At 73.3% G+C, this 21947-nt stretch carries 23 protein-coding genes and 1 pseudogene; 14 read left to right on the forward strand and 10 right to left on the reverse strand.

What is annotated here, in order from left to right:
* The first annotated feature begins 38 nt into the window (after positions 1-38).
* From AC230_RS09605 to AC230_RS30915, 4 genes and pseudogenes are all read left to right on the forward strand, one after another.
* Positions 39-287, forward strand: a complete 249-nt coding sequence (locus tag AC230_RS09605) for a hypothetical protein (protein WP_049715649.1) — start codon at positions 39-41, stop codon at positions 285-287.
* Between the two features lie 364 nt (positions 288-651).
* Entirely contained in the window at positions 652-1125 is a 474-nt protein-coding gene (locus tag AC230_RS09610) for an NUDIX domain-containing protein (protein ID WP_078871089.1), read from the forward strand.
* The gene (gene hemC, locus AC230_RS09615) at positions 1122-2087 is read left to right on the forward strand and encodes a hydroxymethylbilane synthase (protein WP_049715651.1); all 966 of its coding nucleotides are present in this window, start codon (positions 1122-1124) and stop codon (positions 2085-2087) included. Before AC230_RS09610 ends, hemC begins: the two co-directional genes overlap by 4 nt.
* A gap of 635 nt (positions 2088-2722) precedes the next feature.
* A pseudogene (locus AC230_RS30915) lies at positions 2723-2854 on the forward strand (hydroxymethylbilane synthase); the annotation flags it as partial.
* Positions 2855-2876: 22 nt separating this feature from the next.
* On the opposite strand, the gene AC230_RS32485 reads toward AC230_RS30915, so the two are convergent.
* Entirely contained in the window at positions 2877-3632 is a 756-nt protein-coding gene (locus AC230_RS32485) for a hypothetical protein (protein ID WP_049715652.1), read from the reverse strand.
* Positions 3633-4308: 676 nt separating this feature from the next.
* Here AC230_RS32485 and eda point away from each other — a divergent pair.
* Entirely contained in the window at positions 4309-4941 is a 633-nt protein-coding gene (gene eda, locus AC230_RS09625) for a bifunctional 4-hydroxy-2-oxoglutarate aldolase/2-dehydro-3-deoxy-phosphogluconate aldolase (RefSeq protein WP_049715653.1), read from the forward strand.
* A 64-nt stretch (positions 4942-5005) separates the two neighbouring features.
* The gene (locus AC230_RS33540; protein WP_241833152.1) at positions 5006-5464 is read left to right on the forward strand and encodes a hypothetical protein; all 459 of its coding nucleotides are present in this window, start codon (positions 5006-5008) and stop codon (positions 5462-5464) included.
* A 25-nt stretch (positions 5465-5489) separates the two neighbouring features.
* On the opposite strand, the gene AC230_RS09635 is transcribed toward AC230_RS33540, so the two are convergent.
* Genes AC230_RS09635 through AC230_RS09650 form a run of 4 tightly spaced genes read right to left on the reverse strand, consistent with a single transcriptional unit; the run spans position 5490 to position 9343 of the window.
* The gene (locus AC230_RS09635; RefSeq protein ID WP_049715654.1) at positions 5490-6656 is read right to left on the reverse strand and encodes a bifunctional RNase H/acid phosphatase; all 1167 of its coding nucleotides are present in this window, start codon (positions 6654-6656) and stop codon (positions 5490-5492) included.
* A gap of 5 nt (positions 6657-6661) precedes the next feature.
* A complete protein-coding gene (locus AC230_RS34495; protein WP_049715655.1) occupies positions 6662-7405 on the reverse strand; it encodes a zinc ribbon domain-containing protein in 744 nt (247 codons plus the stop codon).
* A 10-nt stretch (positions 7406-7415) separates the two neighbouring features.
* A complete protein-coding gene (locus AC230_RS09645; protein ID WP_049715656.1) occupies positions 7416-8261 on the reverse strand; it encodes a Nif3-like dinuclear metal center hexameric protein in 846 nt (281 codons plus the stop codon).
* Positions 8262-8302: 41 nt separating this feature from the next.
* Positions 8303-9343: an ABC transporter substrate-binding protein gene (locus tag AC230_RS09650; protein ID WP_049715657.1), complete on the reverse strand. Its 1041-nt coding sequence runs from the start codon at positions 9341-9343 to the stop codon at positions 8303-8305.
* Positions 9344-9640: 297 nt separating this feature from the next.
* On the opposite strand from AC230_RS09650, the gene AC230_RS09655 reads away from it, so the two are divergent.
* Together AC230_RS09655 and AC230_RS32955 are read left to right on the forward strand one after the other, a co-directional pair.
* Entirely contained in the window at positions 9641-10696 is a 1056-nt protein-coding gene (locus AC230_RS09655; protein ID WP_049715658.1) for a hypothetical protein, read from the forward strand.
* A gap of 226 nt (positions 10697-10922) precedes the next feature.
* The gene (locus AC230_RS32955; protein ID WP_198535481.1) at positions 10923-11084 is read left to right on the forward strand and encodes a hypothetical protein; all 162 of its coding nucleotides are present in this window, start codon (positions 10923-10925) and stop codon (positions 11082-11084) included.
* Positions 11085-11110: 26 nt separating this feature from the next.
* Here AC230_RS32955 and AC230_RS09660 read toward each other — a convergent pair whose 3' ends face one another.
* On the reverse strand, positions 11111-11977 hold the full coding sequence (locus AC230_RS09660) for a MaoC/PaaZ C-terminal domain-containing protein (protein ID WP_049715659.1): 867 nt from the start codon (positions 11975-11977) through the stop codon (positions 11111-11113).
* Positions 11978-12095: 118 nt separating this feature from the next.
* On the opposite strand from AC230_RS09660, the gene AC230_RS09665 reads away from it, so the two are divergent.
* The 6 genes from AC230_RS09665 (at position 12096) to AC230_RS09690 (ending at position 17814) form a co-directional block, all read left to right on the forward strand.
* Positions 12096-13238, forward strand: a complete 1143-nt coding sequence (locus AC230_RS09665; RefSeq protein ID WP_049715660.1) for a sensor histidine kinase — start codon at positions 12096-12098, stop codon at positions 13236-13238.
* Positions 13235-13840, forward strand: coding sequence for a response regulator transcription factor (locus AC230_RS09670; protein ID WP_049715661.1), 606 nt, complete (start codon positions 13235-13237; stop codon positions 13838-13840). Before AC230_RS09665 ends, AC230_RS09670 begins: the two co-directional genes overlap by 4 nt.
* A 131-nt stretch (positions 13841-13971) precedes the next feature.
* On the forward strand, positions 13972-15087 hold the full coding sequence (locus AC230_RS09675; RefSeq protein ID WP_049715662.1) for a serine/threonine protein kinase: 1116 nt from the start codon (positions 13972-13974) through the stop codon (positions 15085-15087).
* An 81-nt stretch (positions 15088-15168) separates the two neighbouring features.
* The gene (locus tag AC230_RS09680; RefSeq protein WP_198535482.1) at positions 15169-15822 is read left to right on the forward strand and encodes a class I SAM-dependent methyltransferase; all 654 of its coding nucleotides are present in this window, start codon (positions 15169-15171) and stop codon (positions 15820-15822) included.
* A 10-nt stretch (positions 15823-15832) separates the two neighbouring features.
* Positions 15833-16786: an N-acetylmuramoyl-L-alanine amidase gene (locus AC230_RS09685; RefSeq protein WP_241833155.1), complete on the forward strand. Its 954-nt coding sequence runs from the start codon at positions 15833-15835 to the stop codon at positions 16784-16786.
* Positions 16787-16965: 179 nt separating this feature from the next.
* Positions 16966-17814, forward strand: a complete 849-nt coding sequence (locus AC230_RS09690) for a DUF5336 domain-containing protein (protein ID WP_078871092.1) — start codon at positions 16966-16968, stop codon at positions 17812-17814.
* A gap of 54 nt (positions 17815-17868) precedes the next feature.
* On the opposite strand, the gene AC230_RS09695 is transcribed toward AC230_RS09690, so the two are convergent.
* The 4 genes from AC230_RS09695 to AC230_RS09710 all read right to left on the reverse strand — a co-directional run bounded on the left by AC230_RS09695 (position 17869) and on the right by AC230_RS09710 (position 21922).
* Positions 17869-19320 (reverse strand): M1 family metallopeptidase, encoded by a 1452-nt coding sequence (locus AC230_RS09695; RefSeq protein ID WP_049715665.1) that lies wholly within the window; start codon positions 19318-19320, stop codon positions 17869-17871.
* Positions 19321-19369: 49 nt separating this feature from the next.
* Positions 19370-19921, reverse strand: coding sequence for a hypothetical protein (locus AC230_RS09700; protein ID WP_049715666.1), 552 nt, complete (start codon positions 19919-19921; stop codon positions 19370-19372).
* A 127-nt stretch (positions 19922-20048) separates the two neighbouring features.
* A complete protein-coding gene (locus tag AC230_RS09705) occupies positions 20049-21128 on the reverse strand; it encodes a prenyltransferase/squalene oxidase repeat-containing protein (RefSeq protein WP_049715667.1) in 1080 nt (359 codons plus the stop codon).
* Positions 21125-21922, reverse strand: a complete 798-nt coding sequence (locus AC230_RS09710; RefSeq protein WP_049715668.1) for a class I SAM-dependent methyltransferase — start codon at positions 21920-21922, stop codon at positions 21125-21127. Before AC230_RS09710 ends, AC230_RS09705 begins: the two co-directional genes overlap by 4 nt.
* Between the last annotated feature and the right edge of the window lie 25 nt (positions 21923-21947).

Genomic DNA, 21947 nt, shown 5'->3' on the forward strand with positions numbered 1-21947 from the left:
GCGGTCTTGTGGCTTGCCGTGCACGGCACGGTGCACCGGTGAGGCTCGTCGCCTTCCCTCCGCTCGTCCAGGGCTGCAACACCTGCCGGGCGCGCGCTGAGGTGATCACCACGGCCCTCTTCCTCGGGGAGACGGAGATCGCCGAGTCTGGGCAATGCGCTCTTGCGGATCACCTGTGGGACGAGCACGAGATCGAGCCTTCGATCACCTCTCGATATGTGGTCAGGGCCGGTGAGGTGGTCGTGGACGACGAGGGCGAATGGATGCTCGTGCGCCGCGCCCCCTAGACCCCTGCCTCTCCGCTGGCCAGACACCCCTCAATAGGCGGAGAGGCAGGATCAAACCCCGCTCCTGTCGGCGGCCTTGGGCCCCGTACGGCTGATCGGAGCGGTGGCATGGGGCCCGGCCGGCTGCGGTAGCGACCCGCAGCCGGCCGGGCGCCCTTCCGACTGTGCAGGGGACGGCCGGAAGGGCTCCAAGATTCCGTCCCGCCGGACGGGACGTCACAACCCCCGGCGGGGCGGGCACCACCCCCGCCTGGCCGGTGTTTGCATCCGGCACTGGCCAGGCGGGTTCTCAGGCACACGGGTCCGGCCCAGTTTCGACAGTGCCGGGCCAGTACCCACCCCTCTATTGGCGAGGCAGGCCCTTATGACCGCCACCCTTGCACCGGGGCACCCTGTAACCGCTTCGGTCCTGATCACTAACCCCGCGGGGCATGTGCTCGTTGTAGCTCCTGCGAAGCAGGAAGCACCGTGGACGTTGCCCGGCGGGATCGTTGAATTGGGCGAGTCCCCGTTGGACGCCGCTCGGCGGGAGGTCCGCGAAGAACTGAACCTCGACCTCGGGGACCGCATACACACGCTCGCTGCTGTCGAGTGGCTAGCGGCCACTCGCCCCGGGCGCCGTGACCGACTCGCGTTCGTCTTGGCCGGCCCCATGCTCCAGGCCCACGAGGAGGAGAACATCATCTTGCAGCACGACGAGATCGCCGCATGGTCCTGGATGCCCGTCGGCGACTTGGTCTTGCAGTACCCCCGCATCGCGGCCCGCATCGTCCCGTGGCTTCATCAGCCCGACACCACCTCGTACCGAGAGACGAGGACCCCGGAGGGAACATCATGACCGACTTCGCCGACCGCCCCCTGCGCATCGGCACCCGCAGTTCACCCATGGCACTCGCCCAGACCGAGCAGGTCTCCCGGCTCCTCCGCGAACTGGTGCCCGGCCTCGCCATCGAGGTGAAGCCCACCACGACGGAGGCCGACCTCTGGCAGGGGGACCTTGCACAACTCGGTGGCAAGGGCCTGTTCGTCAAGGACATCGACGCGCAACTCCAGCGCGGGGACATCGACATGGCGATCCATTGCCTCAAGGACGTGCCAGGGGACGTCCCGATGCCGCAGGGCCTCGTGTTCGCCGCCATGCTCCCGCGCGCCGACGTCAGGGACGTCCTCCTGGTCCCCGAAGGATCTGGGGCCAAGACGCTGGCCGACCTTCCGCCCGGCGCCGCCGTCGCCACGACGGCCGTACGGCGCAAGGCCCAGATCCTCAAGGTACGCCCCGACCTCAACGTGATCAGGGTGCGGGGCGCGGTCGGGACACGGGTCGAGAAGCTCGACGGCAAGAAGGGTGATCTTCGGGCCGAGGCCATGGTGCTTGCCCGCGCCGGGCTGGAGCGCCTCCGCCTTGAAGGGCGAATCCGTCACGAGTTTTCGGTGCACGAGATCCTGCCCGCGGTCGGGGCCGGCGTCCTCGCCCTGGAGTGCCGCCGCGACGACGGCCCCGTCGTCGCCCTGCTGGAGCGCCTGAACGACCGCAAGACGCAGACCGAGGCAACCGCCGAGCGGGTCATGCTGCACGGCCTTCGCGGACACTGCAACAGTCCGATTGCCGGGTACTGCACCACCGAAGCCGACGGACAACTGTCGCTCCGTGGCATGGTCTTCTCGCGGGACGGCTCGAAGTTCGTCCATGCCCACGTCTGGGGCGAGGACTCGAACGACCCGGGCACCCTCGGAGCCCGCGTCTCCGCCGAACTTCTCCGCCAGGGTGCGCGGGACATCATCGAGGGCATCCCGCACTGACACCGCCTTAAGTCTCCTGTCTCCCGCACCTCCAGGGCGGGTTCCCGCCTCCATAGCGGGAGTCAGGTCGCAACGCCCTCTTCCATCCGGCGGCCCGCAGGGCTCCGTACGGCCGATCGAGGAGGGTTGTCACGAAGCCCGGCCGGCTGCGATTGGCTACCGCGGCTGGCCGGGGCGCACCACCGCACCGACAGTGCGGGGATGGCCCCCTGGGGGGAGGAGCTGGTTATGGCCGGCCTGCTTCACGATGTCCTGGAGGACACCAACTGGACCGCTGAACGGCTGCGTGAGTGGCGGTCTTCGGAGATGTGGCGATTCAGTGGCGATCAGGCGGCCTTGGGAGGTGAAGCAGCAGGTCAGACCCAGTAGGGAGACTATTCCCGGCGTACAGGCCGACTCGTCCGTCGGCCATCTTGCGAGAGCCCCCCGAACTGGCAGGTCACCGGGTCGGGGGGCTTTGGCCGTTGGGCCGCCCACCTCGTCGTCCCCGCGTGGTCATGGCCGTTCCGGCCCATTTTCCGGCCGTCGTGCGGCGAGTACCGAGAGACGAGGAACCCCGGAGGGAACAGCTCGAAGGCGAGAAGGGCGACCTCCAGGCCGAGGCCATGGTGCTCGCCCGCGCCGGGCTGGAGCGCCTGAACGACCCCCGGACGCAGACCGAGGCCACCGCCGAGCGGGTCATGCTGCACGGCCTGCGGGGGCACTGCAACAGCCCCATCGCCGGGTACTGCACCACCGAGCCCGACGGACAGCTCAGCCTGCGCGGCAGTGGCGGGGTACCTACAGCGTTCAGGCGTCGTCCTGTTCGGAGGTGCGGGCGGCCTCGAGGTGTTTGCGTAGAAGTTCCCGGTTCATCGGGAAGCGTTCGGACCGGTCGTCGGGAGTCGGCCGTGCGCCCGCGCGCAGGAGCCGGTCGCACAGGGAGCGCAGGTCGTCCAGCTCGCGGCGGGTGGAGGCGAGTTCGCGGTGGGCTTCGTTGAGCCGGGTCAGCGCTTCGGTCAGACGGCGCCTGGCGTCGAGGAGTTGTTCCCGGAGTTCGGTGATCTCGTGGTCGGACCCGGCGGGGGGGTAGTGGTTGGTGGTGATGTGGACCGGGCCATGGAAGGTCGCGTTCCGGATGGCGAGGGTCCGGCCGTCCAAGGCGCTCGGGTCCAGGACGGCCGGGGGGTCCTCCGGGTCGTCGGCGGTCCCGGGGGCGGCGGGCGCGGGGAGCCGGTTCGCCGCGTCCCAGAACTGGCGGGCGTGCCGCAGCACCCTCTCGCACTCGTCCGCGTCGCGCGTCGTGAGGTCGACCACCGCCTCCACGAAGTCCCAGTCGCTCTCCAGCCCCACTCCCGACAGCCTCCGGGCGATCGTCGACCGGCTGGGCACCTGGCCGGAGCGGAAGTTCTCGGGGACGAGCTGTGCGTAGAGGTCGTTGAGGGACAGGCCGGCGGCGTCGAGCCGGATGCGGAGCAGGTGGGCCAGGTCGTTGATCGCCGGGCCGGCGCCCTGCAACGGCCCCCAGGGGCGGCCGCGGCGTGCCACGGGCTGTGTTTCGGTCATGGCCCCTCCCCTCCCGGCTCCTCCCGGTCTCCTGGGACAAAGGTCTATGTCCCAGGCTCCTCCCCCCGTCCTACCCGGATCCCGTTCCGTCCAACACCGTCTCGGGACGGAAGGACTTCGGCGGACAGGGCGGTGGGACGGCCCTATCGTGGGTGTTGACAGCACGAACCCGCCCCCAGGGGTCAACTGATGGGCGGGCCGCCGTGCTCGGGTTACCGCTCGGGGGATCGTCACCGAGCCCGGTGTCGATCCCCTTGAAGCGGAGGTACCACTTCAGGGATTCGCGCACCACTCGGATCACCAGTCTCCCCCGGGGGGAGGCCAGCCACCTGTCTGCGCCCTCGCAAGCCGCACGCAGGTGCTTTCCCACGCCGTGAACGCTGGATCCGCGTATGCCGCCCCGCGGCGACGCCCGCTCGTCCAATGAGCCCTCCCTGGTGGTGCGTTCGGCCCGTGAGGGCCGCGGGCCCCCGGGTGGGACCCGGCCGAGTGGGGAGGGGTCCTGCGAGGACAAGCGTAGCGGCTCTTTGTCCAATTGTCCTTGGGACAGGGGCTGTTGGTGCTGGTGGTGCGTCTTTTGACCGGTGCGCCTTGTGGCGTACGGGGTGGACGGGGCGGCGTTGCAGGTTGCGCAACGCGCGTTGCAACGGTCGCCCGCCCCCGGCACCATGCCCCCGTGACCGACATCCTCGACCTGGCCCCCGTGATCCCCGTCGTCGTGCTGCACGACGCCGCCGACGCCGTGCCGTTGACGCGGGCGCTGGTCGCGGGAGGGCTGCGGGCGGTGGAGATCACGTTGCGGACGCACGGGGCGCTGGAGGCGATCGCCGAGGTGGCGGCCGAGGTGCCGGAGGCGGTGGTCGGGGCGGGGACGGTGCTGCGGCCCGCGCAGGTGGAGGCGGCGATCGGGGCGGGGGCGGGGTTCCTGGTCAGTCCGGGGTGGACGATGCGGCTGCTGGACGCGATGCGCGCGTCCGGGGTGCCGTTCCTGCCCGGCGTCTCGACCGCGTCCGAGGTGATGGCGCTGCTCGAACTGGGCGTGCGGGAGATGAAGTTCTTCCCGGCGGAGGCGGCCGGCGGGGCCGCGTACCTCGGGGCGCTGGCGGCCCCGCTGCCCACGGCGCGCTTCTGCCCCACCGGGGGGATGGACGAGGAGTCCGCGCGGACGTACCTCGCGCTGCCCAACGTCGGCTGCGTGGGCGGCACGTGGATGCTGCCGCCGGACGCGGTGCGCGGACGGGACTGGGCGCGGGTCGAGCGGCTGGCCCGTGCCGCGGCCCGGCTGCGTCAACACGGCGGTGACGTCTGAGCGTCAACACGGCGCTGACGCCCAGGTGATCACCGGGGCCCGGCGGCGATAACCTGCCCCCGCCATGAACGAATTCGCTGACGAGGCACGTTCACGTGTCGCACATCTGCTCCGGATGGCCAACACGACGGACGAACAGGTGCGGGCCCGGCTCATCGCGTACGCCGACACCACCCCGGAACCGCCGATCATGGACCGGGCCGGGATCGTCACCACGGGCTGCCCCCGCTGCCGCGGCACGGCGTGGAGACGCCAGGACACCGACGGACCGGTGTGGGTGTGCGGATCGTGCGGGCACGTGGAGGGCGTGACGGTGGAGTGCCCGCACTGCGCGGTCGCCATGGAGCCGCCGCCGCCCGGCGCCCCGGACCGCTGGCGCTGCCCCCGCTGCCCCCGCACGGCCGCCACCGGCGAGAGCGCACAGGACATCGAGGAGCGCGAGCGCAAGCGGCTGCGGGCGGCGAGCGGGCTGCTGGGGCGGACCGTGATCGGGACGGCGGTGATGGGACGGCGGCCGGGCTGACGTCCGGCCGCCGTCCCGGGGCGCGTCAGCGCAGGTGCGCGGTGTCGTTGAGCAGTCTCAGCGACGCGTTGCCGTCCGCGTAGTACGCCACCGCCGACAGCGAGGCGGCGGACAGCTCCATGCGGAACAGCGCCTCGGGCGGGGCGCCGAGGGCCAGCCGGACCAGGGTCTTGATCGGCGTCACATGGGTCACCAGCAGCACCGTGCGTCCCGCGTAACGCGCGAGGAGCTTGTCGCGGGAGAGGGCGACGCGGCGGGCGACGGCCGCGAAGCTCTCGCCGCCGGTGGGGGCGGCCTTGGTGGAGCCGAGCCAGGCGTCGAGGTCCTCGGGGAAGCGCTCGCGGACCTCGGCGAAGGTCAGCCCGTCCCAGGCGCCGAAGTCGGTCTCGCGCAGCCCCTCGTCGACGCGCACGTCGAGGCCGAGGCGGGCGGCGACGGCCTCGGCCGTCTCGCGGCAGCGGCGCAGCGGGGAGCTGACGACGGCCTGGATCGTGCCGCGCGCGGCGAGGGCGGCGGCGACGGCCTCGGCCTGGCGGCGGCCGGCGGGCGAGAGCCCGGGGTCGTCCCCGCCGCTGCCGGAGAAGCGCTTCTGCGGGGTGAGCGCGGTCTCGCCGTGGCGGAGGAGGACGAAGGTGGTGGGCGTGCCCAGGTCGGCGGGCGCGGCCCAGCCGACGGGCGCGGCCTTCGGTTCGGCGAGGGGCTCGGCGAGCGGCTCGGCGACGGCCGCCGGGGCGGCGTCGGCGAGGGCCGCCGCCGAGCGCGAGGGCTCCCACTTCCGGCCCTGCTTGCCCAGGTCCATCGCCTCGTTGGCGAGCCGGTCCGCGTGCTTGTTCTTCTCGCGGGGGATCCACCGGTAGGCGACCCGTCCGGCGGGGAAGACCGTCTGCGCCCGCGCGGCCAGCGGCTTCATGTCCGGGTGCTTGATCTTCCAGCGGCCGGTCATCTGCTCGACGACGAGCTTGGAGTCCATGCGGACCTGGATCTCGGCGTCGGGGTCGATGGCCCGGGCCGCCTCCAGCCCGGCGATGAGCCCGCGGTACTCGGCGACGTTGTTGGTCGCGGTGCCGATGTACTCGGCGGCCTCGGCGAGGGTCTCGCCGGTGGCCGCGTCGAGGACGACGGCGCCGTAGCCGGCGGGGCCCGGGTTGCCCCGGGAGCCGCCGTCGGCCTCGACGACGAAGCGGTTGGGCATCGGGACTACAGCCCCGACTCGGGCGTACGGACCAGGATGCGGCGGCAGTTCTCGCAGCGGACGACGGTGTCGGCGGCGGCCGCGCGCACCTCGTTGAGCTCGGTGATGTTGAGCTCCAGGCGGCAGCCCTCGCAGCGGCGCTGGTAGAGGCGGGCCGCGCCGACGCCGCCCTCCTTCTCGCGCAGCTTGTCGTAGAGCTTCAGCAGGTCGGCCGGGATGGAGCGGGCGACGACCTCGCGCTCCTTGGCCACGGTGGCGCTCTCGGCGTCGATCCCGGCGAGGGCGGCGTCGCGGCGGGCGACGGCGGCGTCGACCTTGCCCTGGACGGCCTCGACGCGGCCGGTCAGCTCGGTGACGCGCTCGGCGGCGGCCTCGCGGCGCTCCATGATCTCCAGGACGACGTCCTCCAGGTCGCCCTGGCGCTTGGCGAGGGAGGCGACCTCGTGCTGGAGGTTCTCCAGGTCCTTCGGGCTCATGCCGGCGCCGGAGTCCAGGCGCTGCTGGTCGCGGGCGGCGCGCTGGCGCACCTGGTCGACGTCCTGCTCGGCCTTGGTCTGCTCGCGGGCGGTGTCGCTCTCCTCGGTCTGCGCGGCGACGAGGAGGTCGCGGTGCTGGGCGAGGTCGCCCTCGAGGGACTGGATCTCGGCGTGCTCGGGCAGGCTCCTGCGCTTGTGGGCGAGCTGGGCGAGGCGGGTGTCGAGGGCCTGCAGATCGAGGAGGCGGATCTGGTCGGCGGGCGCGGCGTTCAGTTGGGGGCTCCTAGGAGTGGTGTTCGGTGACGGGGGCGGCCGCGTGGGCGGTCCAGGGGTCGGTGACCAGGCGCGAGACGTGCGTGCGCAGGCCCCAGCCGTGCCGGTCGGAGATCTCGTCGAGCTGGGCGGCGGCCTGCTCGCACCAGGGCCACTCGGTGGCCCAGTGGGCGGCGTCGACGAGGGCGAGGGGGCTCTGCAGCCGGGCCTCGGAGGCGGGGTGGTGGCGCAGGTCGGCGGTGACGTAGGCGTCGACGCCGGCGGCCCGTACCTCGTCGAAGAGGGAGTCGCCGGAGCCGCCGCAGACGGCGACGGTGCGCAGGGTGCGCCCGGGGTCGCCGGCGACGCGGACGCCCTGGGCGGTGGCGGGCAGCCGCTTCGCGCACAGCTCGCCGAACGCGCCGAGGGTGACGGGCGTGACGGGCTCGCAGATGCGGCCGAGCCCGCGGCGGCCCGTGGGGTCGGTGGGGTCGGGCACGAGGGGGCCGATGACGCGCAGGCCGAGGGCGCCGGCGAGGGCGTCGGAGACGCCGGGGTCGGCGCGGTCGGCGTTGGTGTGCGCGACGTGCAGCGCGATGTCGTTCTTGATCAGGGTGTGCACGGCGCGGCCCTTGAAGGTGCCGGCCGAGACCGTGGTGGTGCCGCGCAGGTAGAGCGGGTGGTGGGCGACGATCAGGTCGGCGCCGAGCTCCACGGCCTCGTCGACGACCTCCTGGACGGGGTCGACGGCGAAGAGGACCCGGGTCACGGAGGCGTCGGGGTCGCCGCAGACGGTGCCGACGGCGTCCCACTGCTCGGCCCGCTCCGGGGGCCACAGGGCGTCGAGGGCGGCGATGACTTCAGACAGTACGGGCACGGGGAAAGGCTACCTGCCTTCCCGTGCCCGTACGGCTGCCGTCACTTCACGAGGAAGCCGCGGAGGTCGTCCAGGACGCTGTTCGCGGCCGTGACGCCCAGGCCCAGGTACCAGGTCTCGTCCTTGACGTTCCTGGCCCGGCCCTCCTTGACGGCCTTGAGGTTCCTCCACAGCGGGTTGTTCTCCGCGGCGGAGCGCTTGGTCTTGTCCGGGTCGCCGTAGACGCCGGTGAAGATCCAGTCGGCGTCGGCCTGGTCGATCTTCTCCGGGCCGATCTGCACGGCGAGTTCGTCCGCCTGCTGGTTCTTCGGGCGGGGCAGGCCGACGTCCTTGAGGACGGTGCCTATGAAGGACTTCTCCGCGTAGAGGCGGGTGAACTGCGGCATGTAGCGCAGCATCGTGACGGTCGGCTTCTTGTCGCCGAGGTCCTTCCCCAGCCTCTTCGCCCTGGCCTCGTAGTCCGCGAGGTTCTTCTCGGCCTTGGCGGTCTCGTCGAGGGCGGCGGCGTTGAGGCGGTAGTTCTCCTTCCAGGTGAAGCCGGGGCGGACGGAGAAGACGGTGGGCGCGATCTTCGACAGGTTCTTGTAGTGCTTCTCCGCGCGGAGCTTGCTGCCGAGGATCAGGTCGGGGTGGAGGTTGTTGATGGCCTCCAGGTTGAGCCCGTTGACGGTGCCGACGCTCTGCGGGTTCCCGGCCTCCTTCCTGAGGTAGTCGGGCAGGGCGGCGTCGCCCTCGGTGGGGGCGTAGCCGACGGGCTTGATGCCGAGGGAGACGACGTTGTCGAGCTCGCCGACGTCGAGGACGACGACGCGCCGGGGCTTGGCCTTGATCTCCGTCCTGCCCATGGCGTGGGTGACGGTGCGCGGGAACCGGCCCGGGGCCGCGTCCGTGCCCATCTTCTTCGTCTCCTCGCCGGCCCTGCCGAAGTCCTTGCCGCCCTGGGCCACGGACTTGGAGCCCGCGCCGCCGTCCTTGCCCTGGCCGGAGGTCTCGGAGTCGCAGGCCGTGAGGGCCAGGGCGGCGGAGAGCGCGAGGGCCGCGAGGGCCGTGCCGCGCCGGCGGGGCGTTCGGCCAAGTGACATGGGGTCTCTCCCTCGGCGGTGACGGGACGGCACGGCGGGGGCCGCACCGGCTACTTAGGTTCGCCTTACCTTAAACCACCGCGGCCCGCCTTGCCCCGAAGGGTGCGGAATGCACCCAGCACATCTCCCACCCCCTCCACCGGCGAACCGCCCATCCTCCACCCGTACGCGTGAAGCGCCCTCACTCGCAGGGTGCGGTTTGGCGTCCCAAAACTACGTTCTGTGCCGGAGGTGACGTTTCTCATGACGGTCTGTGCCCCCCAGAGCACCCCAGAGACCACTCCCCGACGTGCGCCGATGGACTCACGCCGGCCGTCCTTCACGATCACGGCCGACGGTTCGTACGCGGCCTGGCTGGCGCTCAGCCGCGCCACCGGCGGCTGGTTCCCCGAGCGCTGGACCCTCGGCGGCCCCGAGCCCTACGCCGTCCCGCTGCCGGGCGGCCAGCCCGAGGAGCCCGACAGCGAGGTGCTGCCGCTCGCCGACGGGAGGGTGCTCATCCGGCGCCGGGTGGCCGAGCGGTACGCGCTGTCGCTGCTCTACCCGACCGGCCCCGGCACGGGCGAGCTGCCGCTGGGCGCCATCGAGTGCCCCTACCTGTCGCTGCTGCCGCCCGCCCCCGACGGCGCCTCCGCCTACGCGCTGGTGCACGGCGACCGCACGACGACGCTCTGGCGCGTCCACGGCACCGCCGCCGGGCCCGAGCTGCTCGCCCGGGTCGACGGCCGCTGCTCCGGCGGCGCCTGGCTGGACCGCTCGGGCCGGCTGCTCGCGCTCGACCGCGAACTGGAGGGCATCACCAAGGCCGTCGTCGTGGACCTGGCGCGGGGCGGCGAGGTCAGCCCCCTGCTCCAGATCACCGACCGCAGCAACGACCGCCTCGTCCTCGCCGACCCGGACAGCGGCCTGCTCCTCGTCCGCTCCGACGCGCCGGGCCAGGAGCGGCTCGGCTGGGGCGTGCTCGGCTCCTCGCGGCCGGTGCGCTTCCCCGAGTGCCTGCGCCAGCAGGGCGCGGCCGTCACGCCGTTCGCGGTCCAGCCCGGGCAGACGCTGTCGCCGGAGGGCTGCGCGGTGGCCTTCCGGGTGGACCGCGAGTCGGGCACCTCGGTGGGCGTGTGGCGGCCCGCCGAGCGGCAGTTGCGGCAGTTCCCCGGCCCGGCGGGCTGGGTGGCCGGGGCCGGACTGTGGACGGCCTGCGGGGAGTTGCGGCTGCCCTACGCGACGCCGCACGTCTCCTGCGGCCTGGCCCGGGTGCGCATGCCCGACCCCGAGGAGGAGCACGAGCCCGAACCCCTGCCCGTGACCCCCCGCCCGGTCCCCCTGCAACAGGCGCCGCACGCCCGCGCGCGGTAGGCACCGGACAGGAGCCGCTCCCCGGTCCCGCCCCGGACCGGGGTGGCCCCCGCGATCAAGGTCCCGTTAGACTTCGGTGCGGGGGTTTGCGCAGCTGTGCCGCCGAACGGTCCTGCGCGGAGCGCGTGTTGACGGACACCGGACGGACTCCGGCCGCGTGGCGCCGGCAACGCCGCGGCCCCCGCGCGCACAGCACGCAATCCACATCCACGGAGTGACTCCCCACATGTCCGAAGCCCGAACCGACACGACCGAGGCGCGCCCCCTGGAGGCGTCCGCCCAGGCCGCAGCCGCCGGCTCCGGCAGGCACCGCGGCCAGGCGTCGTCCGACGAGGTCCCCGCCACCACCGCCCACGGCAGGCACCGCCGCGTCACCGACGCGGCCTGAGCGGCGTTCCGCTCCAGCCGCCGCCCTCAGGCGTGTTCGACGACGGTGTCGTCGAGCACGCCTGAGCCGTTCCGCCCCGCGACGCCCACCGCGACGCGGATCCGCCCCTCCCCCGGCCCGCCGCGCCACATCCGCACCCGCAGCGTCTCCCCGGGCAGGACGACCCCCGAGAAGCGCGTCGTGTACGAGCGGACGCGCGTGGGGTCCCCGTCCAGCAGCGTGTCGACGACGGCCTTCAGCGCCATCCCGTAGGTGCACAGCCCGTGCAGGATCGGCCGCTCGAAACCGGCCCGCGCGGCGAACTCCGGGTCGGCGTGGAGCGGGTTCCAGTCCCCCGACAGCCGGTACAGCAGCGCCTGGTCCTCGCGGACGGGCCGCTCGACCGTCACGTCCGGCTCCCGGTCCGGCGGCGCCGGCCGCTCGCTCGCGCCCCGTTCGCCGCCGAAGCCGCCCTCGCCGCGGACGAACATCCGCGACTCCCCGCTCCACAACGGCCCGTCGGCGTCGGCGACATCGGTGCGCAGCACGACGACGGCGGCCTTGCCCTTGTCGTGGAGGGCCGCGATCCGGGAGGTCTGCGTCACGCCCTCGGCACGCACGGGGATCGGCCGGTGCAGGGTGAGGGACTGCCCGCCGTGCAGCACGGCCGCCAGGTCGACCTCGATGCCGGGGGTGTCCGTCCAGCCGGCCGCGATCATGCCGCCGCCGGCGACGGTCGCGAAGCTCGGCAGGACGTGCAGCCGGTCCTCCAGGACGTAGCGGAGTTCGGCCGGGTCGGTCGCCGGGACGCCCGCGCCGACGCCCAGGTGGTAGAGGAGGACGTCCTTGTGGTCCCAGGAGAGCGGGACGGCCCGCGGCTCGGCGGCCAGGGCCTTGGCTGCGTCAATGGGCATGGGCCCCTTATAACGGCTCCCGCGCGGCACGGGAAGAACGGGGCGGGACAAATGTCACAGGAACCTGTGGACTTTTGCGTCTGCCCAGGTCAGGGCGGGGTTCCCTAGAGTTCGTGGCATGACGGGCACGGCCGACGAGAGCGAGTGGGCGAAGCCGCTGGGGAAGAAGGCGTTCCTCCCCTGGCTGTTCGCGCTGACCGGGGACACCTTCCACATGGCCCTGGGCGACATGCCCCTGCCCTGGCTCGCCGGGCTGGGCGAGCTCGCCTTCGTCGCGCTCTACGGCACCGCCGTCTTCACGGCCCTCGACGAGCGGTGGCGCCGCACGCTCCTGCCGCCGGCGGCGCTGGCCTGTCTCGTCGCGGTCACCTTCGCGCTCAACATCGGCTACCTCGACCACTGGCAGATGTGCTTCCCGCTGCTGTCCATCGCCATCGGCGTCGTGCTGCGCGACCGCGGCCGGGCGATGGCCACCACCCTCGGCACCCTCGGCATCACCTCCGGGTCCCTCTGGTTCCTGCGGCCCGAGGACGCCAGCACCGGCAGCGTCCTCGCCGTCGCCTGGGGCACCGCGCTCGGCGGGGTGGTCGCCGCGTCCGCCCTCAACCTGCGCGAGGCGGTCAGGAAGCTGCGCGACACCCGTGAACAGCTCGCCCGCGCCGCCGTCGAGCGGGAGCGGCTGCGGTTCTCCCGCGACCTGCACGATCTCCTCGGGCACACGATGTCCGTGATCGTCGTCAAGGCGGAGGCCGTCCGGCGCCTCGGCCCGAAGAACCTGGAGGCCGCGCTCGGCCAGGCCGCCGACATCGAGGCCGTGGGCCGCCAGGCCCTCACCGAGATCCGCGAGGCCGTCACCGGCTACCGCGAGGGCAGCCTCACCACCGAGCTGGACAACGCCCGTTCGCTGCTCGACGCGTCCGGGATCGCCGCCGGGATCCGCCAGTCCGGGCCGCCGCTGCCGCCGCAGACCGGCGCCCTGCTGGGCTGGGTCATCCGCGAGGGCGTCACCAACGTCGTGCGCCACAGCGGGGCTTCGCGCTGCGACATCGAGGTGCGCGGCGAACCCGACCGCGTCCACCTGGAGATCACCGACAACGGGCGCGGCGTAGGCTCGTCCGGTGGGGACGGGAACGGGCTGAAGGGCCTGACGGAACGGCTCGCCGCCGCCGGCGGATCGCTGACCTCCGGTCCCGACGGACGGCGGGGCTTCCGGCTGGTCGCCGAACTGCCCGTGGACGACGAGGAGGTGCGGGCCGCGTGATCAGGACGCTGCTGGCCGAGGACCAGGGCATGATGCGGGGTGCGCTCGCGCTGCTGCTCGGGCTGGAGGACGACATCGAGGTCGTCGCGCAGGTCGGTGACGGGGACGCCATCGTCTCCACGGCCCTGGAGACCCGGCCCGACGTCGCCCTCCTCGACATCGAACTGCCGGGCCGCAGCGGGCTGGACGCGGCCGCGGAACTCCGCACCGCGCTCCCCTCCTGCCACGTCCTCATCCTCACCACCTTCGGCCGCCCCGGCTACCTCCGCCGTGCCATGGAGGCCGGCGCCTCCGGCTTCCTCGTCAAGGACGGCCCGGTGGAGGAGCTGGCCGCCGCGATCCGCCGCGTGCTGGCCGGCGAACGCGTCATCGACCCGGCCCTGGCGGCCGCGGCGTTGAGCGCCGGGCCCAACCCGCTGACCCAGCGCGAGCGGGACGTGCTGGCGGCGGCGGTCGACGGGGCGACGGTCGCCGACATCGCGGCCCGCGTCCACCTCTCGCCCGCCACGGTCCGCAACTACCTCTCGGCCGCCATCGGCAAGACGGGCACGCGCAACCGCATGGAGGCGGTGCGGGCGGCCCGCCAGAGGGGCTGGCTGTAGGCGGCGTCCGGCATCACGTCACACGTCTCCGGCCCGCCCTCTCGTGCCGCGGCCGGGGAGACGCCAGACTGTGCCCCGCGCCACTCCCGCTTCCGCAGAGCGGGCCGTACCCGTGTACCCGGGGAGGATCGGTGAAGGTCGGTTCCTGGAACGAGTGGGATCCGCTGAGGCACGTCGTCGTCGGCCGGGCCGACGGCACCATGGTGCAGGCCCCCGAGCCGGCGGTCGTCCGCGACTGGCCCGAACACGGCTTTCCCCGCGGAACGTACGGACCGTTGCCCGAGGAGATGACGGCCGCCGCCAACGAGCAGCTGGACTCCTTCGCCCGCGTCCTCGAGGCACGCGGCATCCGGGTCGACCGGCCCCGGCCGCTGGACTTCGGCCGGCCGGTCGCCACCCCCGAGTGGACGCAGCGGAGCATGTTCGGCGCCATGCCGGTCCGGGACGTCCTGGTGGTGATCGGCAACGAGCTGCTGGAGGCGACGATGTCGTTCCGCAGCCGCTGGTTCGAGTACCTGGCCCACCGGCCGCTGATCGAGGACTACTTCCGCGCCGACCCGGACATGCGCTGGGAGGCGGCCCCCAAGCCCCGGCTGACCGGGGCGTCGTACCGGCCGGGCTTCTGGGAGGAGTTCGGGGCCCTGCCGGCCGGGGAGCAGATCGCCCGGGTCAGGGCCGGGGACCTGGTGCTGACCGAGGCCGAGCCGCTCTTCGACGCCGCGGACATCGCCCGCTGCGGCAAGGATCTTTTCGTCCAGCGGTCCCTGGCCACCAACGCGGCGGGGATCCGCTGGCTGCGGCACCATCTGCCGGAGCACCGGGTGCACGGGGTGACGTTCGGCACCACGCACCCCCTGCACATCGACGCCACCTGGGTGCCGCTGCGCCCCGGCCTCGTCCTGCACTGCGCCGAGCGGCCCGCCGAGGAGGAGCTGCTGCGGTACCTCGCGGTCAACGACTGGCAGGTCGTGCCGGCCGCCGCCCCCGGGCGCCGGGAGCCGCCGCCGCTTTCCGCGTGCAGCCGCTGGCTGTCGATGAACCTGCTGGTCCTGGACCCCCGGACGGTCTGCGTGGAAGCGAGCGAGACCGCGCAGATGGAACAGCTCGACCGGCTGGGCTTCGAGGTCGTGCCGGTGCCGTTCTGGGACGTGGCCCCCTTCGGCGGCGGACTGCACTGCGCCACGCTCGACGTCCACCGCGAAGGCGTCCTCGAGGACTACTTCCCCCGGCGGTCCGGCAGGTTCTGAGCCCGGGAAACCGGGGGCACCCCCGCCGGGGATAGGGCGGGGCGGGGCCCGATCCCCCGGCCCCGACACCCCCGTGGCAGCATGATCCGCATGGCTCCCACCCCCACCGCCCTCGCCGCCTTCGAAGAAGCCAAGGGCTTCATGCCGCTGGACGAGGGGCTCGCCCTGCACGCCGCCGCCGAGCACGCCGCGGCGGAGCTCGGCGGCCTGCCCCTCCTCGAAGTGGGCACCTACTGCGGCCGCTCCACGATCCTCCTCGCCGACGCGGCCCGCGCGGCCGGCACGAGCGTCGTCACGGTCGACCACCACCGCGGCAGCGAGGAGCAGCAGCCGGGCTGGGAGTACCACGACGCGTCCCTCGTCGACCCGGAGGTCGGCAGGATGGACACGCTGCCCGCGTTCCGCCGGACGCTGCACCGCGCCGGGCTGGAGGAGCACGTCATAGCCGTCGTGGGGCGCTCCCCGCGGATCGCGGCCCTGTGGCACGCGCCCCTCGCGCTCGTGTTCGTCGACGGCGGGCACACCGACGAGCACGCGACCGCCGACTACGAGGGCTGGACGCCGCACCTGGCCGAGGGCGGGCTGCTGGTGATCCACGACGTGTTCCCCGACCCCGCGGACGGCGGGCAGGCCCCGTACCGGATCTACCGCCGGGCCCTGGAGTCGGGGGAGTTCACGGAGGTCTCCGTCACGCGTTCCCTCCGCGTACTGCGGCGGACGGGCGTCCGGCGCTAGCATCGCGCGGGTGTCCTACGGCAGTCATTCCCGCCCCCGCGTCCTGGCGGCGGCGCTCGTCACGCTGACGGCGCTGGCCGCCCTCACCGGCTGCGACGACAAGGACGTCGCCGGTCCGGCCGCCGCGGGCAGGGCGACCGGCCCGCGCACGACCGCCCCGCCAACGGCCGGGGAGCGCACGGCCGGCCCCGGGACGGCCGGGCCCGCCACCGCGAGCACCCCGCCCCCGTCCGCCCCGGCGGAACCCTCCGTCCGGGCCGGGCACCAGGAGCCGCCGGCGGGCGACGGCCCCCTCCGCGGCAGGACCGTCGTCCTCGACCCCGGCCACAACATCCGCAACCAGGACCACTCCGCCGAGATCAACCGTTCCGTGGACATCGGTACGGGCCGCAAGGAGTGCGACACCACCGGCACCTCCACCAACTCCGGTTACGCGGAGGCCGAGTTCAGCCTCGACATGGCGCACCGCGTCCGGGACATCCTGGCGGCGCAGGGCGCCCGGGTCGTCCTCACCCACGACGGCGACCGGCCGTACGGCCCCTGCGTGGACGAGCGGGCGGCGATCGGCAACGCGGCGCACGCCGACGCCGCGCTGTCGGTGCACGCGGACGGCGCGGCCGAGGGGCAGCGCGGCTTCCACGTGATCCTCCCCGCGAAGGTCAAGGGCGGCCGGGCGGACACCGGGCCGATCGTCGGCCCGTCCAGGGAGCTCGGCGAACGCGTCGCCGGCACCTTCGTCCGGGAAACCGGAAGCGCACCGTCCAACTACATCGGCCACGGCACCGGACTGGACGTCCGCGGCGACCTCGGCGGCCTCAACCTCTCCACGGTTCCCAAGGTGTTCGTCGAGTGCGGCAACATGCGCGACGCGCAGGACGCCGCCCGTCTCACCGATCCCGCATGGCGCGCCAGGGCGGCGCAGGGCATCGCGCAGGGCATCGCCGACTTCGTCCGGGGCAGGTGAGTTTCGAATAACGGCAGGCCACGGGCGTGTCACGAGGGCGAAACGAAGAGGCGCCCCGGACGGCGGACCGGTAGGTTCCCCCGTACCATGGGGGGCCGCGTTCGCCCGACGCCCCTCCACGTCTCGCGACATGTCACGCGACAGCGAACGAAAACGACGGCACTGACAAAGGATTTCAGGTGAACATCCGCTCCCTCACTAGAGGCGACGGCGTGGTGATCGGAGCAGCGGTGTTGCTGTTCATCGCCTCGTTCCTCGATTACTACTCGTTCGACTGCAGCGGGCCGATCTGCGGGAAGATCGACTTGCCCAACCTCTGGTCGGGCAAGGTCTTCCCGGCACTGCCGTCGATCGTGCTGGCGGGGCTGGTCGCGGCGGCCCTCATCGTCGCCTCCCGCTTCCAGCCCGAGGGCCGCAAGGCGCTCGGCCTCACGCTGGAGCAGTGGGGCACGGCCCTCGCGGTCTTCGCGACGTGGACCGTGCTGTGGACGATGTTCGACGGCCCGCTGGAGCACGGCGACGACTCCAAGCTCGGTGTCGGCATCGGCCGCATCCTGGCCCTCATCGCCAACCTGCTGATCGCCGCCACGGCCCTGTTCGCCGCGCGCGTCCCGGCGCTGAAGGCGCCGCTGATGGGCGCCCCGCGCCCGCAGGTCCCCTCCTCCCCGTACGGCACCGGCGCGCACCCCGGCTACGGCTACCCGGGCCCGGGCGCCCCGTACGGCGGCCAGCCCGGTCAGCCGGGGCAGCCCTACGGCGCCTCGCAGTCCGACCCGGCGGCGAGCGGCCCGACCCCGGCGGCGTCCGCGCCCGCCCCGGCCCCGGCGGCCGACTTCTCGCCGTTCTGGTTCGCGGTCCCGGTCAACCGGCCGCTGTTCGCGGAGGACGGCTCCCCCACCCCGATCGCCGAGCTGGCGCCCGGCACCTGGTACCTGGCGGTGGACCAGCGGGGACAGGCGCTCGTCGCCCAGACCCAGGACGGCCGCCGCGGCGTCCTCCAGGACACCTCGGGCATCCAGCGCGGCTGACCCGCGCACCCGGGCGAGGGCCCGCCGGGGAGCTTCCCCGGCGGGCCCTCGCCGTCAACGGCGGTCCGGCTTCCCGGCCTTGAACAGCCAGGTGTCGAAGAGCCCGCCGAGATCCCTGCCCGACTTCCTCGCGCAGAGCCGGACGAAGTCGTCCGTCCCCACGTTCCCGTGCCGGTGGTCGCGCGCCCACGTCCTCAGGATGTCGAAGAAGACCGGATCGCCCACCGCTTCGCGCACCTTGTGCAGCACCATCGCGCCGCGCCCGTAGACCGGCCGTTCGGATATCGTCCCGGCCGTCGGGGAGGCGGGCGGGAAGGCCCAGATGTCGTTGCCCTCGGGGTCCTTGGACTCCGGATCCCTGCCGTCGTAGTAGTCGTCGAAGATCTGCTGCTCGCTGCGGCCCTTCTGCTGCTGGGCCTCCCACATCCACTCCGTGTACTGCGCGAAGCCCTCGTTGAGCCACATGTCGCGCCAGGTGCGCGGGGTGACCGAGTTGCCGAACCACTGGTGCGCCAGCTCATGCACGATGATCTTGTCCGACTCGGGCTCGGGGAAGTACGGCTTGGTCTGGGTCTCCAACGCGTAGCGGATGTACGGGTTGTCGTCGACGATGCCGCCGAACGACGTGAAGGGGTACGGGCCGAAGCGCTCGCGCGCCCAGGTCATCGCCTTGGGCAGCAGCTCCTTCATGTGCCGGGCGGCGTCCTCGTGCTTCGGCGCGTAGGCGATGTACGCCGGCACCCCGGCCGCGTCCGTCTCGACCGTGCCGAAGTCGCCCACCGCGACGGTGGCGAGATAGCTGGCCATGGGCTCGCCGCTGTGCCAGGTGAAGACCGTCCACGCGTCGCCGTCCTCGTCCTCCACCTGCTCCCTGCCCTTCAGCTCGCCGTTGGCCACGGCGGTGAAGCCGTCCGGGACGGAGACGGTGACGTCGTAGGACGCCTTGTCGGACGGGTGGTGGTTGCCGGGGAACCAGGTCATGGAGCCCTGGGGTTCGCCGAGGGCGACGGCGCCGTGGTCCGTCTCGATCCAGCCCTCCTTGGCGCCGTCCGGATCCCGCATCGGCCCCGGCTTGCCCTCGTAGACGATCTCCGTCCTGAACGTGGCGCCCTTGCCCACCGGTTCGCCGGGGACCACCGTCAGTTTGTCGCCCTCACGCGAGGTCTTCGCCGGTCTCCCGCCGACCTTGGCGTCGGTCACCTTCATGCCCCGGAAGTCGAGGGTGAAGGAGGACAGCTTCTCGGTGGCGCGGGCGGTGATGACGGCCGTGCCGTCCAGGTCGTTCCCCTCGGGCTCGTAGTCGAGCTCCAGGCCGTAATGCTCCACCTGGTAGCCGCGGTTGCCCAGGGAGGGGAAGACGGGGTCGCCGACGCCCGCCCCGCCGGCGCGCGGGCCGGAGTGCCCTCCGCCCGAGCAGCCGGCGACGAGCGCGAGGGCGACCGGCGCCGCGCAGTACAGCACGGCTCTGCGCAGGGCGGGCACGGAAGCGGACCTGGTCTTCACCATGAGAGCCATGCTCCCACCGGCCACCGACAGCGGTCAGGGCGCGGGGCCGTCAGCCCTTCTGCAGCTCGCTCACCGAGGGCGTCTTGTCGGTGACGGGCGCGCCCGCGCTCCGGCCGGCGTCCTTGACCTGGCCGATCACCTTGTCCACGGAGTTGACGTCGGCGTCGTTGGCGTCGCCCTTGCGGAGCTTGGTGCCCAGGTTCTTGAGGGAGTCGATGCCGGAGTTGACCGGGGCGAGGGCCTTGGCGAGCGTGGGGTCGCCCTGGGCGTTCCGGGTCGCGGCCTTGAGCCGGTTGTAGGTGAACGCCCCGGCCAGGCCCGCCTTGACGAGGGCGCCGGTGCGGCCGTCCGCGCCCTTCCTGAACGCCCCGTTGCGGTACGGCTTGATGATCCACTGGTAGGCGGCGCCGGCCGCGAGGCCCGCGTTGGCGACGAAGCGGGTCTTGGCGAACTTCTGCCGCTCGGCCGAACTCGTCGGAGTGGCCTCGGCCTTCTCCTTCTTCCCCCCGCCGCCCCCGCCGCAGGCCGAGCCGGTCAGCAACAGGCCGCACACCAGCGGCAGGACGACGACGGTGCGGCGGACGCGGGCACGCTCGGACACGCTGGCCTCCACGGCGGGCGGACACGGTACCGGACCAGCGTGGCCCGCCCCGCGCCCGGCCGCATCCGGACCGCGCCCTTCGGGTGAACGGCCGGGCGCCGGACCGCCGGGATCGGGCCATGAACGCTCAGCAGCGGCAGTCCGGTTCCAGCCCCCGCGGCAGCCGCTCGCCGCCGAAGACGGCCGTCGTCGCCTCGTCGCCGCCGAGCGCGGCCACGGCCAGCAGCAGGGAACCGGCCGTCCAGGTGGTGCGCTCCTCGGGCCAGATCGCGTCGTCCTCGTAGACGTAGCCCGTCCAGTACATGCCGTCGTCCGCGCGCAGGTGCTGGATCCAGCGCAGGATCTCCACCGCGTGGTCGGACTGGCCCACCGCCCAGAGCGCCAGGGCCAGTTCGCAGCTCTCGCCGCCGGTCACCCAGGGGTTGGGCACCACGCAGCGGACCCCGAGGCCGGGGACGACGAAGCGGTCCCAGTCCGCGGCCAGCCGCGCCGCCGCCTCGTCGCCGGTGAGGGCGCCGCCGAGGACGGGGTAGTACCAGTCCATCGAGTAGTGGCCCTTGTCGAGGAAGCGCTCCGGGTGGCGGCGTATCGCGTGGGCCAGCAGCCCGGCCGCGAGCTCCCAGTCCGGCTGGGGCTCCTCGCGGTGCTCGGCGATCGCCAGGGCGCAGCGCAGCGCCTGGTGGATCGAGGACGAGCCGGTGAGCAGGGCGTCGGTGACGGCGGTGCCGTCCGCCTCCCGCTTCCAGCCGATCTGCCCGCCCGGCTGCTGGAGTTGGAGGACGAACTCGACGGCCGCGTAGACGACGGGCCACATCCGGTCGAGGAAGGCGTCGTCGCCGGTGGAGAGGTAGTGGTGCCAGACGCCGACGGCGACGTAGGCGGTGAAGTTGGTCTCGCGGGCGCGGTCGGTGGGGGCGCGGTGGTCGCCGTCGGCGTAGGCCGCGTACCAGGAGCCGTCGGGGTTCTGGTGCTCGGCGAGCCAGCGGTAGGCGGCCTCGGCGCGGCCGTGTTCGCCCGCGGTGTCGAGGGCCATGGCGGCCTCGACGTGGTCCCAGGGGTCGAGGTGGTGGCCGCGGAACCACGGTATGGCCCCGTCGTCGCGCTGCCCGGCGGCGATGCCGGCGACGGTGGCGTCGATCTGCGCGGCGGTGAGCACGCCGGGCAGCGCGAGCCGTTCGGCGGGGGGCCGCCGGCCGGCGGGGGTCACGCGCGGTCCTCGCGGGAGCCGCCGTCACGGGCGGCGGGGCCGCGGCCGGCGGCCGGCGAACCCGCCGCGACGTCGTGCGGGACGTGCGGCTTGGTCGCGTAGGCGACGAAGCTCTTGCCGATCACGGGGTTGAGGAGCCGCTCGGCGGCCCGCGTGGCGGCGGGCTTCTTCATGATGTCCCAGACGAGCAGCTTGTGGTACGCGCGCACGGGCAGCGCCTTGTCGTTGTCGACGCCGAAGGCGCACTTGAGCCACCAGTACGGGCTGTGCAGGCCGTGTGCGTGGTGGGTGCCGTACGGCTTGAGCCCGGCCTCCTCCATCTTGCGCAGCAGTTCGTCCGCCTTGTAGATGCGGATGTGGCCGCCCTCGACCTCGTGGTAGGCGTCGCTGAGCGCCCAGCAGACCTTCTCCGGCCCGTAGCGGGGGACGGTCACGGCGATCCGGCCGCCGGGCCTGAGCACCCGGACCATCTCGGCGAGCACGCCCTTGTCGTCGGGTATGTGCTCCATGACCTCGGAGATGATGACGACGTCGAAGCTGTCGTCGGGGAAGGGCAGGGCGAGCGCGTCGCCCTCCAGGGCGGTGGCGGTGGCGCCCGCGGGGGCCTCGCCGGCCTCCTTCATCGCGGCGAACCACGTGGCGACCTCGCGGATCTCCTCGCCGTTGCGGTCGAGCGCCACGACGTGCGCGCCGCGCCGGTAGCACTCGAAGGCGTGCCGGCCCGCGCCGCAGCCCAGGTCGAGGACGCGGTCGCCGGCGGCGAGCGGGAAGCGGGAGAAGTCGACGGTCAGCACGGCGGCGGTCTGCTTTCGTCCGGCG

The sequence above is a fragment of the Streptomyces caatingaensis genome, assembly GCF_001187435.1.
Lineage (GTDB): Bacteria > Actinomycetota > Actinomycetes > Streptomycetales > Streptomycetaceae > Streptomyces > Streptomyces caatingaensis.

Excerpts from the sequence above, each read along its gene's own strand:
- AC230_RS09660 (WP_049715659.1), bottom strand. The coding sequence starts at position 11,977 with ATGCCCATTGACGCAGCCAAGGCCCTGGCCGCCGAGCCGCGGGCCGTC.
- AC230_RS32955 (WP_198535481.1), top strand. The coding sequence starts at position 10,923 with ATGTCCGAAGCCCGAACCGACACGACCGAGGCGCGCCCCCTGGAGGCG.
- AC230_RS09695 (WP_049715665.1), bottom strand. The coding sequence starts at position 19,320 with ATGGTGAAGACCAGGTCCGCTTCCGTGCCCGCCCTGCGCAGAGCCGTG.
- AC230_RS33540 (WP_241833152.1), top strand. The coding sequence starts at position 5,006 with ATGAACGAATTCGCTGACGAGGCACGTTCACGTGTCGCACATCTGCTC.
- hemC (WP_049715651.1), top strand. The coding sequence starts at position 1,122 with ATGACCGACTTCGCCGACCGCCCCCTGCGCATCGGCACCCGCAGTTCA.
- AC230_RS32485 (WP_049715652.1), bottom strand. The coding sequence starts at position 3,632 with ATGACCGAAACACAGCCCGTGGCACGCCGCGGCCGCCCCTGGGGGCCG.
- AC230_RS09610 (WP_078871089.1), top strand. The coding sequence starts at position 652 with ATGACCGCCACCCTTGCACCGGGGCACCCTGTAACCGCTTCGGTCCTG.
- AC230_RS09635 (WP_049715654.1), bottom strand. The coding sequence starts at position 6,656 with ATGCCCAACCGCTTCGTCGTCGAGGCCGACGGCGGCTCCCGGGGCAAC.
- AC230_RS09650 (WP_049715657.1), bottom strand. The coding sequence starts at position 9,343 with ATGTCACTTGGCCGAACGCCCCGCCGGCGCGGCACGGCCCTCGCGGCC.
- AC230_RS09680 (WP_198535482.1), top strand. The coding sequence starts at position 15,169 with ATGATCCGCATGGCTCCCACCCCCACCGCCCTCGCCGCCTTCGAAGAA.
- AC230_RS09655 (WP_049715658.1), top strand. The coding sequence starts at position 9,641 with ATGGACTCACGCCGGCCGTCCTTCACGATCACGGCCGACGGTTCGTAC.
- AC230_RS09665 (WP_049715660.1), top strand. The coding sequence starts at position 12,096 with ATGACGGGCACGGCCGACGAGAGCGAGTGGGCGAAGCCGCTGGGGAAG.